Consider the following 13,730-nt stretch of genomic DNA (forward strand, 5'->3'; position numbering starts at 1 on the left):
GAGAAGCCGCCCGCTCTGGGTAACTTAACTGAACGCCTAAAGATATAAACGAGGAATCAAATGGCTCGTACAACACCCATCGCACGCTACCGTAACATCGGTATCAGTGCGCACATCGACGCCGGTAAAACCACTACTACCGAACGTATTCTGTTCTACACCGGTGTAAACCATAAAATCGGTGAAGTTCATGACGGCGCAGCCACCATGGACTGGATGGAACAGGAGCAGGAGCGTGGTATTACTATCACCTCCGCAGCGACTACTGCATTCTGGTCAGGTATGGCTAAGCAGTACGAACCGCATCGCGTAAACATCATCGACACCCCAGGGCACGTTGACTTCACCATCGAAGTAGAACGTTCCATGCGTGTTCTTGACGGCGCGGTAATGGTTTATTGCGCAGTTGGTGGTGTTCAGCCACAGTCTGAAACCGTATGGCGTCAGGCAAACAAATATAAAGTTCCACGCATCGCGTTCGTTAACAAAATGGACCGTATGGGTGCTAACTTCCTGAAAGTTGTTGGCCAGATCAAAACCCGTCTGGGCGCGAACCCTGTTCCGCTTCAGCTGGCAATTGGTGCTGAAGAAGGTTTCACCGGCGTTATCGACCTGGTGAAAATGAAAGCCATCAACTGGAACGAAGCAGATGCGGGCGTTACCTTCGAATACGAAGATATCCCGGCAGAGATGCAGGACCTGGCTGACGAATGGCACCAGAACCTGATCGAATCCGCAGCAGAAGCTTCTGAAGAGCTGATGGAAAAATACCTGGGTGGTGAAGAACTGTCTGAGCAAGAGATCAAATCTGCTCTGCGTCAGCGCGTTCTGAACAACGAAATCATCCTGGTAACCTGTGGTTCTGCGTTCAAGAACAAAGGTGTTCAGGCGATGCTGGATGCGGTAGTTGACTACCTGCCATCCCCGATTGACGTTCCTGCGATCAACGGCATCCTGGACGACGGTAAAGACACTCCGGCTGAGCGTCACGCAAGTGATGAAGAGCCGTTCTCTGCACTGGCGTTCAAAATTGCTACCGACCCATTCGTGGGTAACCTGACCTTCTTCCGCGTTTACTCTGGTGTGGTTAACTCCGGTGACACCATCCTGAACTCCGTGAAAGCGGCGCGTGAACGTTTTGGCCGTATCGTACAGATGCACGCTAACAAACGTGAAGAGATCAAAGAAGTTCGTGCGGGCGACATCGCTGCTGCTATCGGTCTGAAAGACGTGACCACTGGTGACACCCTGTGTGACCCGGATCACCCGATCATTCTGGAGCGTATGGAATTCCCTGAGCCGGTAATCTCCATCGCAGTTGAACCAAAAACCAAAGCTGACCAGGAAAAAATGGGTCTGGCTCTGGGCCGTCTGGCGAAAGAAGACCCATCATTCCGCGTATGGACTGATGAAGAATCTAACCAGACCATCATCGCTGGTATGGGTGAACTGCACCTGGACATCATCGTTGACCGTATGAAGCGTGAATTCAACGTTGAAGCGAACGTGGGTAAACCTCAGGTTGCTTACCGCGAAGCGATTCGCGCGAAAGTTACCGACGTTGAAGGTAAACACGCTAAGCAGTCTGGTGGTCGCGGTCAGTACGGTCACGTTGTGATCGACATGTACCCACTGGAGCCGGGCTCTAACCCGAAAGGTTACGAGTTCATCAACGACATCAAAGGTGGTGTAATTCCTGGCGAATACATCCCTGCCGTTGATAAAGGCATCCAGGAGCAGCTGAAAGCTGGTCCTCTGGCTGGTTACCCGGTTGTAGACATGGGTGTTCGTCTGCACTTCGGTTCTTACCACGACGTTGACTCCTCTGAACTGGCGTTTAAACTGGCTGCGTCTATTGCCTTTAAAGAAGGCTTTAAGAAAGCAAAACCAGTTCTGCTTGAGCCGATCATGAAGGTTGAAGTAGAAACTCCTGAAGAGAACACCGGTGACGTTATCGGTGACTTGAGCCGTCGTCGCGGTATGCTGCGTGGTCAGGAATCCGAAGTAACTGGCGTTAAGATCCATGCTGAAGTTCCGCTGTCTGAAATGTTCGGATATGCAACTCAGCTGCGTTCTCTGACCAAAGGTCGTGCATCATACACTATGGAATTCCTGAAGTATGATGATGCGCCGAACAACGTTGCTCAGGCCGTTATCGAAGCCCGTGGTAAGTAATCCACAGGATTAAAACCTAAGTCCCGTGCTCTCTCCGAAGGGGAGAGCACTATAGTAAGGAATATAGCCGTGTCTAAAGAAAAATTTGAACGTACAAAACCGCACGTCAACGTTGGTACTATCGGCCACGTTGACCATGGTAAAACTACCCTGACTGCTGCAATCACTACCGTACTGGCTAAAACCTACGGCGGTGCTGCTCGTGCTTTCGACCAGATCGATAACGCACCAGAAGAAAAAGCTCGTGGTATCACCATCAACACCTCTCACGTTGAGTATGACACCCCGACTCGCCACTACGCACACGTAGACTGCCCAGGCCACGCCGACTATGTTAAAAACATGATCACCGGTGCTGCGCAGATGGACGGCGCGATCCTGGTTGTTGCTGCGACTGACGGCCCTATGCCTCAGACTCGTGAGCACATCCTGCTGGGTCGTCAGGTAGGCGTTCCTTACATCATCGTGTTCCTGAACAAATGCGACATGGTTGATGACGAAGAGCTGCTGGAACTGGTAGAGATGGAAGTTCGTGAACTGCTGTCTCAGTACGATTTCCCAGGCGACGACACCCCAATCGTTCGTGGTTCCGCGCTGAAAGCGCTGGAAGGCGAAGCAGAGTGGGAAGAGAAAATCATCGAACTGGCTGGCTTCCTGGATTCTTACATCCCAGAACCAGAGCGTGCGATTGACAAGCCATTCCTGCTGCCAATCGAAGACGTATTCTCCATCTCCGGTCGTGGTACCGTTGTTACCGGTCGTGTAGAGCGCGGTATCATCAAAGTTGGCGAAGAAGTTGAAATCGTTGGTATCAAAGAGACTGCGAAGTCTACCTGTACTGGCGTTGAAATGTTCCGCAAACTGCTGGACGAAGGCCGTGCTGGTGAGAACGTTGGTGTTCTGCTGCGTGGTATCAAACGTGAAGAAATCGAACGTGGTCAGGTTCTGGCGAAGCCAGGCTCAATCAAGCCACACACCAAGTTCGAATCTGAAGTGTATATTCTGTCCAAAGACGAAGGCGGCCGTCATACTCCGTTCTTCAAAGGCTACCGTCCACAGTTCTACTTCCGTACAACTGACGTGACCGGTACCATCGAACTGCCAGAAGGCGTAGAGATGGTAATGCCAGGCGACAACATCAAGATGGTTGTGACTCTGATCCACCCAATCGCGATGGACGACGGTCTGCGTTTCGCAATCCGTGAAGGCGGCCGTACTGTTGGCGCGGGCGTTGTTGCTAAAGTTCTGGGCTAATTAATTATCCCTGAAATAAAAAGGACGCTTCGGCGTCCTTTTTTGTTTTCTGCCGTAAAGTCGCTGTCATAAAAATTCGCATTTTTTGTCTTCTCCCGCCCCGTATTCCGGCGCCTGTGCTATTGTAATCATAACCATTCTCACTTACACTTTGCGCATATTTTGAACGGGAGTCTTTATGTACGTTTGTTTATGTAATGGTGTAAGCGACAAAAAAATTCGTCAGGCCGTTCGCCAGTTTCAGCCACAATCTTTCCAGCAGCTTCGCAAGTTTGTTCCGGTGGGAAATCAATGCGGTAAATGCGTTCGCGCAGCGCGTGAGATCATGCAGGACGAACTGATGCAGATCCCGGAATTCAAAGAGATCGCGTAAGCCCCTATCTTTTTTTTGACATCCCCGTAGCCCGATCTACGCTTCAATGAGTGGAAGCGGAGGGACTATATAATGAAAGGTGATGTTAAAATCATAAGTTATCTCAATAAATTATTGGGAAATGAGCTTGTCGCAATCAATCAGTATTTTCTCCATGCAAGAATGTTCAAAAACTGGGGACTGACTCGCCTCAACGATGTTGAATACCATGAGTCGATTGATGAAATGAAACACGCCGATAAATACATTGAGCGTATTTTATTCCTCGAAGGCATTCCTAACCTACAGGATCTCGGAAAACTGGGCATCGGAGAAGATGTCGAAGAGATGCTGCGTTCTGATCTCCGGCTGGAGCTGGAGGGTGCAAAAGACCTGCGTGAAGCCATTGCCTATGCGGACAGCGTACATGACTACGTCAGCCGCGATATGATGATCCAGATCCTGGCCGATGAAGAAGGGCACATCGACTGGCTTGAGACCGAACTGGATCTCATTAGCAAAATTGGCCTACAGAACTACCTTCAGTCTCAGATCAAAGTGGAAAATTAATCAGGCTTTCCCAGCCAACGCATAAACCCGCTGCCGCCAGAAATGGCCCAAAAGGCAGTGGGTTTTTTAATGCCTGCTTATCAGGAGTAAACAACGAGAAAGCAACCAGATAGAGCAGAGCCATTAACGCGGCTACGAGTGCCAGTACTGGCAGTACACACCAGCCATGCCATGCCCCCAGCGCCGCCAGATATTTTATGTCCCCATATCCCATCCCTTCACGTCGGCAGATGAGCCGATATCCCCAATAGATAACAGCGAATCCGGCGTATCCTGCCATCGCACCCACTACCGCGCTCGGCAAAAAATCAGGATGGAGGCAAAGCTGGTAAAGCAGGCCCGTCCATAGCAGCGGGCAAAGAAATTTATCGGGAAGAAGCCCCGTACGAATATCGGTGCGAACAAGCAAGGCCGATAACGCAAAATAGATCAGCAGAAAGGGGAGGGACAGTAGCATAGCGAGAGCCTCAAAACGGTTTGAGCGCATACTCGTAATAATCTGCATGTCCGGCAATGTGCAAAAACAGCAATTGCGTAGCGGCTTCAGACAAAGAGTTGAGAAGGGATACTTTGCATAAAAAAATGCGAGGCCTTACGCAGAGTACGTCTTTAGCGCTTAATTTCTAAACGGCACTTGCGTCTTCCCCAGATTTACGTATAATGCGCGGGCTTGTCGTAATTGACGGCGGGTTCAATCTGAACCAGAGTAGCTCACTTTGTTACTCAACAATGCTCCCAATTGGGGAGCTACGTAAGAACGGTTACACTCTCCCATCAATCGTAATGGGTTTGAGGAGTAATCATTTTCGTTTATAAAATAATTGGAGCTCTGGTCTCATGCAGAACCAAAGAATCCGTATCCGCCTTAAAGCGTTTGATCATCGTCTGATCGATCAATCAACCGCGGAAATCGTCGAGACTGCTAAGCGCACTGGTGCGCAAGTCCGTGGTCCGATCCCGCTGCCGACCCGCAAAGAGCGCTTTACCGTTCTGATCTCTCCGCACGTTAACAAAGATGCGCGTGATCAGTACGAAATCCGCACTCACAAGCGTCTGGTTGACATCGTTGAGCCAACTGAGAAAACCGTTGATGCTCTGATGCGTCTGGATCTGGCTGCCGGTGTAGACGTGCAGATCAGCCTGGGTTAATCAGGTCATCGAGCGATTGAGAGGTTGAAACAATGATTGGTTTAGTCGGTAAAAAAGTGGGTATGACCCGCATCTTCACTGAAGATGGCGTTTCTATCCCAGTAACCGTAATCGAAGTTGAAGCAAACCGCGTTACTCAGGTTAAAGATCTGGCTAACGATGGCTACCGCGCTATTCAGGTTACCACTGGTGCTAAAAAAGCTAACCGTGTAACCAAACCAGAAGCGGGTCACTTCGCTAAAGCTGGCGTTGAAGCTGGCCGTGGTCTGTGGGAATTCCGTCTTGCTGAAGGCGAAGAGTTCACCGTAGGTCAGGACATTAGCGTTGAGCTGTTTGCTGACGTTAAAAAAGTTGACGTAACCGGTACCTCTAAAGGTAAAGGTTTTGCTGGTACCGTTAAGCGCTGGAACTTCCGTACCCAGGACGCTACTCACGGTAACTCCTTGTCTCACCGCGTTCCGGGTTCTATCGGTCAGAACCAGACTCCGGGCAAAGTGTTCAAAGGCAAGAAAATGGCAGGTCAGCTGGGCAACGAACGTGTAACCGTTCAGAGCCTGGACGTAGTACGTGTTGACGCTGAGCGCAACCTGCTGCTGGTTAAAGGTGCGGTCCCGGGTGCAACCGGTAGCGACCTGATCGTTAAACCAGCTGTGAAGGCGTAAGGGGATAGCAATGGAATTAGTATTGAAAGACGCGCAGAGCGCGCTGACTGTTTCCGAAACTACCTTCGGTCGTGATTTCAACGAAGCGCTGGTTCACCAGGTTGTTGTTGCTTATGCAGCTGGTGCTCGTCAGGGTACTCGTGCTCAGAAGACTCGTGCTGAAGTAACTGGTTCAGGCAAAAAGCCATGGCGCCAGAAAGGTACCGGCCGTGCGCGTTCAGGTTCTATCAAGAGCCCGATCTGGCGTTCAGGTGGCGTGACCTTCGCTGCGCGTCCACAGGACCACAGTCAAAAAGTTAACAAAAAGATGTACCGCGGCGCGCTGAAAAGCATTCTGTCCGAACTGGTACGTCAGGATCGTCTGATCGTTGTCGAGAAGTTCTCTGTTGAAGCGCCTAAAACTAAGCTGCTGGCACAGAAACTGAAAGACATGGCTCTGGAAGATGTGCTGATCATCACCGGTGAGCTGGACGAGAACCTGTTCCTGGCCGCGCGTAACCTGCACAAGGTTGACGTACGCGACGCGACTGGTATCGACCCGGTTAGCCTGATCGCCTTCGACAAAGTCGTAATGACTGCTGATGCTGTTAAGCAAGTTGAGGAGATGCTGGCATGATTCGTGAAGAACGTCTGCTGAAGGTGCTGCGCGCACCGCACGTTTCTGAAAAAGCGTCTACTGCGATGGAAAAAACAAACACCATCGTTCTCAAAGTTGCTAAAGACGCGACCAAAGCAGAGATCAAAGCTGCTGTGCAGAAACTGTTTGAAGTCGAAGTCGAAGTCGTTAACACCCTGGTAGTTAAAGGGAAAGTTAAACGTCACGGACAGCGTATCGGTCGTCGTAGCGACTGGAAAAAAGCTTACGTCACCCTGAAAGAAGGCCAGAACCTGGACTTCGTTGGCGGCGCTGAGTAAGTCGGAGGAGTAATACAATGGCAGTTGTTAAATGTAAACCGACATCTCCGGGTCGTCGCCACGTAGTTAAAGTGGTTAACCCTGAGCTGCACAAGGGCAAACCTTTTGCTCCGTTGCTGGAAAAAAACAGCAAATCCGGTGGTCGTAACAACAATGGCCGTATCACCACTCGTCACATCGGTGGTGGCCACAAGCAGGCTTATCGTATTGTTGACTTCAAACGCAACAAAGACGGTATCCCAGCAGTTGTTGAGCGTCTTGAGTACGATCCGAACCGTTCCGCGAACATCGCGCTGGTTCTGTACAAAGATGGCGAACGCCGTTACATCCTGGCCCCTAAAGGCCTGAAAGCTGGCGACCAGATTCAGTCTGGCGTTGATGCTGCAATCAAAGCAGGCAACACCCTGCCGATGCGCAATATCCCGGTTGGTTCTACCGTTCATAACGTAGAAATGAAACCAGGTAAAGGCGGTCAGCTGGCGCGTTCCGCAGGTACTTACGTTCAGATCGTTGCGCGTGACGGTGCTTATGTCACCCTGCGTCTGCGTTCTGGTGAAATGCGTAAAGTCGAAGCAGACTGCCGCGCTACTCTGGGCGAAGTTGGCAATGCTGAGCATATGCTGCGCGTTCTGGGTAAAGCTGGTGCTGCACGCTGGCGTGGTGTTCGTCCTACCGTTCGCGGTACTGCGATGAACCCAGTCGATCACCCACATGGTGGTGGTGAAGGTCGTAACTTTGGTAAGCACCCGGTAACTCCGTGGGGCGTTCAGACCAAAGGTAAGAAGACCCGCAGCAACAAGCGTACTGATAAATTTATCGTACGTCGCCGTAGCAAATAATTTTAGAGGATAAGCCATGCCACGTTCTCTCAAGAAAGGTCCTTTTATTGACCTGCACTTGCTGAAGAAGGTAGAGAAAGCGGTGGAAAGCGGAGACAAGAAGCCCCTGCGCACTTGGTCCCGTCGTTCAACGATCTTTCCTAACATGATCGGTTTGACCATCGCTGTCCATAATGGTCGTCAGCACGTTCCAGTCTTTGTTACCGACGAAATGGTTGGTCACAAACTGGGTGAATTCGCACCGACTCGTACTTATCGCGGCCACGCTGCTGATAAAAAAGCGAAGAAGAAATAAGGTAGGAGGAAGAGATGGAAACTTTAGCTCAACATCGCCATGCTCGTTCTTCTGCACAGAAGGTTCGCCTTGTTGCTGACCTGATTCGCGGTAAGAAAGTGTCGCAGGCCCTGGACATCCTGACCTATACCAACAAGAAAGCTGCGGTATTGGTCAAGAAAGTACTGGAATCTGCCATTGCTAACGCTGAACACAACGATGGCGCTGACATCGACGATCTGAAAGTCGCGAAAATTTTCGTAGATGAAGGCCCAAGCATGAAGCGCATTATGCCGCGTGCGAAAGGTCGTGCAGATCGCATCCTGAAGCGCACCAGCCACATTACTGTGGTTGTGTCCGATCGCTGAGACTCTGGAGACTAGCAATGGGTCAGAAAGTACATCCTAATGGTATTCGCCTGGGTATTGTAAAACCATGGAACTCTACCTGGTTTGCGAACACCAAAGAATTCGCTGACAACCTGGACAGCGATTTTAAAGTACGTCAGTACCTGACTAAGGAACTGGCTAAAGCGTCTGTATCTCGTATCGTTATCGAGCGTCCAGCTAAGAGCATCCGTGTGACTATTCACACTGCTCGTCCTGGCATCGTTATCGGTAAGAAAGGCGAAGACGTAGAAAAACTGCGCAAGGTCGTAGCGGATATCGCTGGCGTTCCTGCACAGATCAATATCGCTGAAGTTCGTAAGCCTGAACTGGACGCTAAATTGGTTGCTGACAGCATCACTTCACAGCTGGAACGTCGTGTTATGTTCCGTCGTGCTATGAAGCGTGCTGTACAGAACGCAATGCGTCTGGGCGCTAAAGGTATCAAAGTTGAAGTTAGCGGCCGTCTGGGCGGCGCGGAAATCGCACGTACCGAATGGTACCGCGAAGGTCGCGTACCGCTGCACACTCTGCGTGCTGACATCGACTACAACACCTCTGAAGCGCACACCACTTACGGTGTAATCGGCGTTAAGGTATGGATCTTCAAAGGTGAGATCCTGGGTGGTATGGCTGCTGTTGAACAACCGGAAAAACCGGCTGCTCAACCTAAAAAGCAGCAGCGTAAAGGCCGTAAATAAGGAGCGTCGCTGATGTTACAACCAAAGCGTACAAAATTCCGTAAAGTGCACAAAGGCCGCAACCGTGGTCTGGCGCAGGGTACGGATGTTAGCTTCGGCACTTTCGGTCTGAAAGCTGTTGGCCGTGGTCGTCTGACTGCACGTCAGATCGAAGCAGCACGTCGTGCAATGACCCGTGCAGTTAAGCGTCAAGGTAAGATCTGGATCCGTGTATTCCCGGACAAACCGATCACCGAGAAGCCACTGGAAGTTCGTATGGGTAAAGGTAAAGGTAACGTGGAGTACTGGGTTGCCTTGATCCAACCGGGCAAAGTCCTTTATGAAATGGACGGTGTTCCGGAAGAGCTGGCCCGTGAAGCCTTCGGCCTGGCAGCAGCGAAACTGCCTATCAAAACCACCTTTGTAACTAAGACGGTGATGTAATGAAAGCAAAAGAGCTGCGTGAAAAAAGCGTTGAAGAGCTGAACGCTGAGCTGCTGAACCTGCTGCGTGAGCAGTTCAACCTGCGTATGCAGGCTGCAAGTGGCCAGCTGCAACAGACTCACCTGCTGAAGCAAGTGCGTCGCAATGTTGCGCGCGTTAAGACTTTACTGACTCAGAAGGCGGGTGCGTAATGACCGATAAAATCCGTACTCTGCAAGGTCGTGTTGTTAGCGATAAAATGGAGAAATCCATTGTTGTAGCTATCGAACGTTTTGTGAAACACCCGATCTACGGTAAATTCATCAAGCGTACGACCAAACTGCACGTACATGACGAGAACAACGAATGTGGTATCGGCGACAAGGTTGAAATCCGTGAATGCCGTCCACTGTCCAAGACTAAGTCCTGGACGCTGGTTCGCGTTGTAGAGAAAGCGGTTCTGTAATAGAGTACGCATTCTCAATACGAATAAACGGCTCAGCGATGAGCCGTTTATTTTTTCTACCCATATTGCAGAAGCGGTGTTATAATGCCGCGCCCTCGATATGGGGCTTTTTAACGGCTCTGATTTTAGAGTCTCAGGTAGTAGTTGACATTAGCGGAGCACTAAAATGATCCAAGAACAGACTATGCTGAACGTCGCCGACAACTCCGGTGCACGTCGCGTAATGTGTATCAAGGTTCTGGGTGGCTCGCACCGTCGCTACGCAGGCGTAGGCGACATCATCAAGATCACCATCAAGGAAGCAATTCCACGTGGTAAGGTCAAAAAAGGTGATGTGCTGAAGGCGGTAGTGGTGCGCACCAAGAAGGGTGTTCGTCGCCCTGACGGTTCTGTCATTCGCTTCGATGGTAATGCATGCGTTATTTTAAACAATAACAGCGAGCAGCCTATCGGCACGCGTATCTTTGGGCCGGTAACTCGTGAACTTCGTACTGAGAAGTTCATGAAAATTATCTCTCTGGCACCAGAAGTACTCTAAGGAGCGAATCATGGCAGCGAAAATCCGTCGTGATGACGAAGTTATCGTGTTAACCGGTAAAGATAAAGGTAAACGCGGTAAAGTAAAAAATGTTCTGTCTTCCGGCAAACTCGTCGTTGAAGGTATCAACCTGGTTAAGAAACATCAGAAGCCGGTTCCGGCCCTGAACCAACCAGGCGGCATCGTTGAAAAAGAAGCTGCTATTCAGGTTTCTAACGTTGCAATCTTCAATGCGGCTACCGGTAAGGCTGACCGTGTAGGCTTTAGATTCGAAGACGGTAAAAAAGTCCGTTTCTTCAAGTCTAACAGCGAAACTATCAAGTAATTTGGAGTAGTACGATGGCGAAACTGCATGATTACTACAAAGACGAAGTAGTTAACAAACTCATGACTGAGTTTAACTACAATTCTGTCATGCAAGTCCCTCGGGTCGAGAAGATCACCCTGAACATGGGTGTTGGTGAAGCGATCGCTGACAAGAAACTGCTGGATAACGCAGCAGCTGACCTGACAGCAATCTCCGGTCAAAAACCGCTGATCACCAAAGCACGCAAATCTGTTGCAGGCTTCAAAATCCGTCAGGGCTATCCGATCGGCTGTAAAGTAACTCTGCGTGGCGAACGCATGTGGGAGTTCCTTGAGCGCCTGATCACTATTGCTGTTCCACGTATCCGTGACTTCCGTGGCTTGTCCGCTAAGTCTTTCGACGGTCGTGGTAACTACAGCATGGGTGTCCGTGAGCAGATCATCTTCCCAGAAATCGACTACGATAAAGTCGACCGCGTGCGTGGTTTGGATATTACCATTACCACTACTGCGAAATCTGATGAAGAAGGCCGTGCTCTGCTGGCTGCCTTTGACTTCCCGTTCCGCAAGTAAGGTAGGGTTACTGAATGGCTAAGCAATCAATGAAAGCACGCGAAGTAAAGCGCGTAGCTTTAGCTGATAAATTCTTCGCTAAACGCGCTGAACTGAAAGCGATCATTTCTGATGTGAACGCTTCCGACGAAGATCGTTGGAATGCGGTTCTCAAGCTGCAGTCTCTGCCGCGTGATTCCAGCCCGTCTCGTCAGCGTAACCGCTGTCGTCAAACAGGTCGTCCACATGGTTATGTGGGCAAGTTTGGGTTGAGCCGTATCAAACTGCGTGAAGCCGCCATGCGCGGTGAAGTACCAGGCTTGAAAAAGGCTAGCTGGTAATTACCAATTGAATCACGGGAGTAAAGACAGATGAGCATGCAAGATCCGATCGCGGATATGCTGACCCGTATCCGTAACGGTCAGGCCGCGAACAAAGTTGCGGTCACCATGCCTTCCGCCAAGCTGAAAGTGGCAATTGCCAACGTGCTGAAGGAAGAAGGTTTTATCGAAGATTTTAAAGTTGAAGGCGACACCAAGCCGGAACTGGAACTTACTCTCAAGTATTTCCAGGGTAAAGCTGTTGTAGAAAGCATTCAGCGTGTCAGCCGCCCAGGCCTGCGCATCTATAAGAAAAAAGATGAGCTGCCAAAAGTAATGGCTGGTCTTGGTATCGCAGTTGTTTCTACCTCTAAAGGTGTTATGACTGATCGTGCAGCGCGCCAGGCTGGTCTTGGTGGCGAAATTATCTGCTACGTAGCCTAATCGGAGGAAAGAATGTCTCGTGTTGCTAAAGCACCGGTCGTTATTCCTGCCGGCGTTGATGTAAAAATCGACGGTCAGGTTATTACGATCAAAGGTAAAAACGGCGAGCTGACTCGTACCCTCAACAATGCTGTTGAAGTTAAACATGCAGATAACGCTCTGACCTTCGGTCCACGTGATGGTTTCGTGGATGGATGGGCTCAGGCTGGTACCGCGCGTGCCCTGCTGAACTCAATGGTTGTTGGTGTTACCGAAGGCTTCACTAAAAAGCTTCAGCTGGTTGGTGTAGGTTATCGTGCAGCTATCAAAGGGAATGCAGTAGGCCTGTCTCTGGGCTTCTCACACCCTGTTGAGCATCCGCTGCCGGCCGGTATCACTGCAGAATGTCCGACTCAGACTGAAATCGTGCTGAAAGGCGCTGATAAACAGCTGATCGGTCAGGTTGCAGCAGATCTGCGCGCCTACCGTCGTCCTGAGCCTTATAAAGGCAAGGGTGTTCGTTACGCCGACGAAGTCGTGCGTACCAAAGAGGCTAAGAAGAAGTAAGGTAACACTATGGATAAGAAATCTGCTCGTATCCGTCGTGCGACCCGCGCACGCCGCAAGCTCAAAGAGCTGGGTGCAACTCGCCTGGTGGTACATCGTACCCCGCGTCATATTTACGCACAGGTAATTGCACCGAACGGTTCTGAAGTTCTGGTAGCTGCTTCTACTGTAGAAAAAGCTATCTCAGAACAATTGAAGTATACCGGTAACAAAGACGCCGCAGCAGCTGTAGGTAAAGCTGTCGCTGAACGCGCTCTGGAAAAAGGCATCAGCAATGTTTCCTTTGACCGTTCCGGGTTCCAATATCATGGTCGTGTCCAGGCACTGGCAGATGCTGCCCGTGAAGCTGGCCTTCAGTTCTAAGGTAGAGGTGTAAGATGGCTCACATCGAAAAACAGGCTGGCGAACTGCAGGAAAAGCTGATCGCGGTAAACCGCGTATCTAAAACCGTTAAAGGTGGTCGTATTTTCTCCTTCACAGCTCTGACTGTAGTGGGTGATGGTAACGGTCGCGTTGGTTTTGGTTACGGTAAAGCGCGTGAAGTTCCAGCAGCGATCCAGAAAGCGATGGAAAAAGCCCGTCGCAATATGATTAACGTCGCGCTGAACAACGGTACCCTGCAACACCCAGTTAAAGGTGTTCACACGGGTTCTCGTGTATTCATGCAGCCAGCTTCCGAAGGTACCGGTATCATCGCCGGTGGTGCAATGCGCGCCGTTCTGGAAGTTGCTGGAGTTCATAACGTTCTGGCTAAAGCATATGGTTCCACCAACCCGATCAACGTGGTTCGTGCAACTATTGATGGCCTGGAAAATATGAATTCTCCAGAAATGGTCGCTGCCAAGCGTGGTAAATCCGTTGAAGAAATTCTGGGGTAAT

The 13,730-nt window shown here is 50.4% G+C and carries 24 protein-coding genes; 23 read left to right on the forward strand and 1 reads right to left on the reverse strand.

The window, feature by feature from the left end; genetic code table 11:
* The first annotated feature begins 60 nt into the window (after positions 1-60).
* From fusA to bfr, 4 genes are all read left to right on the forward strand, one after another.
* Positions 61-2,175, forward strand: coding sequence for an elongation factor G (gene fusA, locus RHN82_RS11605; RefSeq protein ID WP_022651946.1), 2,115 nt, complete (start codon positions 61-63; stop codon positions 2,173-2,175).
* Positions 2,176-2,244: 69 nt separating this feature from the next.
* Positions 2,245-3,429: an elongation factor Tu gene (tuf, locus tag RHN82_RS11610; RefSeq protein WP_014171903.1), complete on the forward strand. Its 1,185-nt coding sequence runs from the start codon at positions 2,245-2,247 to the stop codon at positions 3,427-3,429.
* A gap of 178 nt (positions 3,430-3,607) precedes the next feature.
* Positions 3,608-3,802 (forward strand): bacterioferritin-associated ferredoxin, encoded by a 195-nt coding sequence (bfd, locus tag RHN82_RS11615; protein WP_003863268.1) that lies wholly within the window; start codon positions 3,608-3,610, stop codon positions 3,800-3,802.
* A gap of 72 nt (positions 3,803-3,874) precedes the next feature.
* Positions 3,875-4,351, forward strand: a complete 477-nt coding sequence (gene bfr / locus RHN82_RS11620; RefSeq protein WP_028014636.1) for a bacterioferritin — start codon at positions 3,875-3,877, stop codon at positions 4,349-4,351.
* Here bfr and RHN82_RS11625 read toward each other — a convergent pair.
* On the reverse strand, positions 4,335-4,808 hold the full coding sequence (locus RHN82_RS11625; RefSeq protein ID WP_003863271.1) for an A24 family peptidase: 474 nt from the start codon (positions 4,806-4,808) through the stop codon (positions 4,335-4,337). The genes bfr and RHN82_RS11625 overlap by 17 nt on opposite strands.
* A gap of 380 nt (positions 4,809-5,188) precedes the next feature.
* Between RHN82_RS11625 and rpsJ the strand changes: the two genes are divergently transcribed.
* From rpsJ to rpsE, 19 genes are all read left to right on the forward strand, one after another.
* Entirely contained in the window at positions 5,189-5,500 is a 312-nt protein-coding gene (gene rpsJ / locus RHN82_RS11630; RefSeq protein WP_001181005.1) for a 30S ribosomal protein S10, read from the forward strand.
* Positions 5,501-5,532: 32 nt separating this feature from the next.
* A complete protein-coding gene (gene rplC / locus RHN82_RS11635; RefSeq protein ID WP_003863274.1) occupies positions 5,533-6,162 on the forward strand; it encodes a 50S ribosomal protein L3 in 630 nt (209 codons plus the stop codon).
* Positions 6,163-6,172: 10 nt separating this feature from the next.
* Positions 6,173-6,778, forward strand: a complete 606-nt coding sequence (gene rplD, locus RHN82_RS11640; RefSeq protein ID WP_000424395.1) for a 50S ribosomal protein L4 — start codon at positions 6,173-6,175, stop codon at positions 6,776-6,778.
* Positions 6,775-7,077 (forward strand): 50S ribosomal protein L23, encoded by a 303-nt coding sequence (gene rplW, locus RHN82_RS11645; RefSeq protein WP_000617546.1) that lies wholly within the window; start codon positions 6,775-6,777, stop codon positions 7,075-7,077. Before rplD ends, rplW begins: the two co-directional genes overlap by 4 nt.
* Positions 7,078-7,094: 17 nt before the next feature.
* The gene (rplB, locus tag RHN82_RS11650; RefSeq protein WP_000301859.1) at positions 7,095-7,916 is read left to right on the forward strand and encodes a 50S ribosomal protein L2; all 822 of its coding nucleotides are present in this window, start codon (positions 7,095-7,097) and stop codon (positions 7,914-7,916) included.
* A gap of 16 nt (positions 7,917-7,932) precedes the next feature.
* Positions 7,933-8,211: a 30S ribosomal protein S19 gene (rpsS, locus tag RHN82_RS11655; protein ID WP_001138117.1), complete on the forward strand. Its 279-nt coding sequence runs from the start codon at positions 7,933-7,935 to the stop codon at positions 8,209-8,211.
* A gap of 14 nt (positions 8,212-8,225) precedes the next feature.
* Positions 8,226-8,558, forward strand: coding sequence for a 50S ribosomal protein L22 (gene rplV, locus RHN82_RS11660; RefSeq protein ID WP_002919773.1), 333 nt, complete (start codon positions 8,226-8,228; stop codon positions 8,556-8,558).
* 17 nt (positions 8,559-8,575) lie between these two features.
* Positions 8,576-9,277 carry a 30S ribosomal protein S3 gene (rpsC, locus tag RHN82_RS11665; RefSeq protein WP_000529945.1) on the forward strand — a complete coding sequence of 234 codons (702 nt, stop codon included), beginning with the start codon at positions 8,576-8,578 and terminating at the stop codon, positions 9,275-9,277.
* Between the two features lie 12 nt (positions 9,278-9,289).
* The gene (rplP, locus tag RHN82_RS11670) at positions 9,290-9,700 is read left to right on the forward strand and encodes a 50S ribosomal protein L16 (RefSeq protein ID WP_002919759.1); all 411 of its coding nucleotides are present in this window, start codon (positions 9,290-9,292) and stop codon (positions 9,698-9,700) included.
* The gene (rpmC, locus tag RHN82_RS11675) at positions 9,700-9,891 is read left to right on the forward strand and encodes a 50S ribosomal protein L29 (RefSeq protein WP_003863282.1); all 192 of its coding nucleotides are present in this window, start codon (positions 9,700-9,702) and stop codon (positions 9,889-9,891) included. The genes rplP and rpmC overlap by 1 nt, the downstream gene beginning before the upstream one ends.
* Entirely contained in the window at positions 9,891-10,145 is a 255-nt protein-coding gene (rpsQ, locus tag RHN82_RS11680) for a 30S ribosomal protein S17 (RefSeq protein ID WP_002438707.1), read from the forward strand. The genes rpmC and rpsQ overlap by 1 nt, the downstream gene beginning before the upstream one ends.
* 166 nt (positions 10,146-10,311) lie before the next feature.
* Positions 10,312-10,683 (forward strand): 50S ribosomal protein L14, encoded by a 372-nt coding sequence (gene rplN / locus RHN82_RS11685; protein WP_002919748.1) that lies wholly within the window; start codon positions 10,312-10,314, stop codon positions 10,681-10,683.
* Between the two features lie 10 nt (positions 10,684-10,693).
* Positions 10,694-11,008, forward strand: a complete 315-nt coding sequence (gene rplX / locus RHN82_RS11690; RefSeq protein WP_003863287.1) for a 50S ribosomal protein L24 — start codon at positions 10,694-10,696, stop codon at positions 11,006-11,008.
* 14 nt (positions 11,009-11,022) lie between these two features.
* The gene (rplE, locus tag RHN82_RS11695; protein ID WP_003863290.1) at positions 11,023-11,562 is read left to right on the forward strand and encodes a 50S ribosomal protein L5; all 540 of its coding nucleotides are present in this window, start codon (positions 11,023-11,025) and stop codon (positions 11,560-11,562) included.
* 14 nt (positions 11,563-11,576) lie between these two features.
* Positions 11,577-11,882, forward strand: coding sequence for a 30S ribosomal protein S14 (gene rpsN / locus RHN82_RS11700; protein WP_003863291.1), 306 nt, complete (start codon positions 11,577-11,579; stop codon positions 11,880-11,882).
* Positions 11,883-11,912: 30 nt separating this feature from the next.
* A complete protein-coding gene (gene rpsH, locus RHN82_RS11705; protein WP_006178918.1) occupies positions 11,913-12,305 on the forward strand; it encodes a 30S ribosomal protein S8 in 393 nt (130 codons plus the stop codon).
* Positions 12,306-12,317: 12 nt separating this feature from the next.
* Positions 12,318-12,851 (forward strand): 50S ribosomal protein L6, encoded by a 534-nt coding sequence (gene rplF / locus RHN82_RS11710; RefSeq protein WP_006178917.1) that lies wholly within the window; start codon positions 12,318-12,320, stop codon positions 12,849-12,851.
* 9 nt (positions 12,852-12,860) lie between these two features.
* Positions 12,861-13,214 (forward strand): 50S ribosomal protein L18, encoded by a 354-nt coding sequence (gene rplR / locus RHN82_RS11715; protein WP_003863297.1) that lies wholly within the window; start codon positions 12,861-12,863, stop codon positions 13,212-13,214.
* A 14-nt stretch (positions 13,215-13,228) separates the two neighbouring features.
* Positions 13,229-13,729: a 30S ribosomal protein S5 gene (gene rpsE / locus RHN82_RS11720; RefSeq protein WP_003863299.1), complete on the forward strand. Its 501-nt coding sequence runs from the start codon at positions 13,229-13,231 to the stop codon at positions 13,727-13,729.
* Position 13,730: the final 1 nt, after the last annotated feature.

The organism is Enterobacter cloacae complex sp. EB5, assembly GCF_031432835.1.
Lineage (GTDB): Bacteria > Pseudomonadota > Gammaproteobacteria > Enterobacterales > Enterobacteriaceae > Enterobacter > Enterobacter hormaechei_C.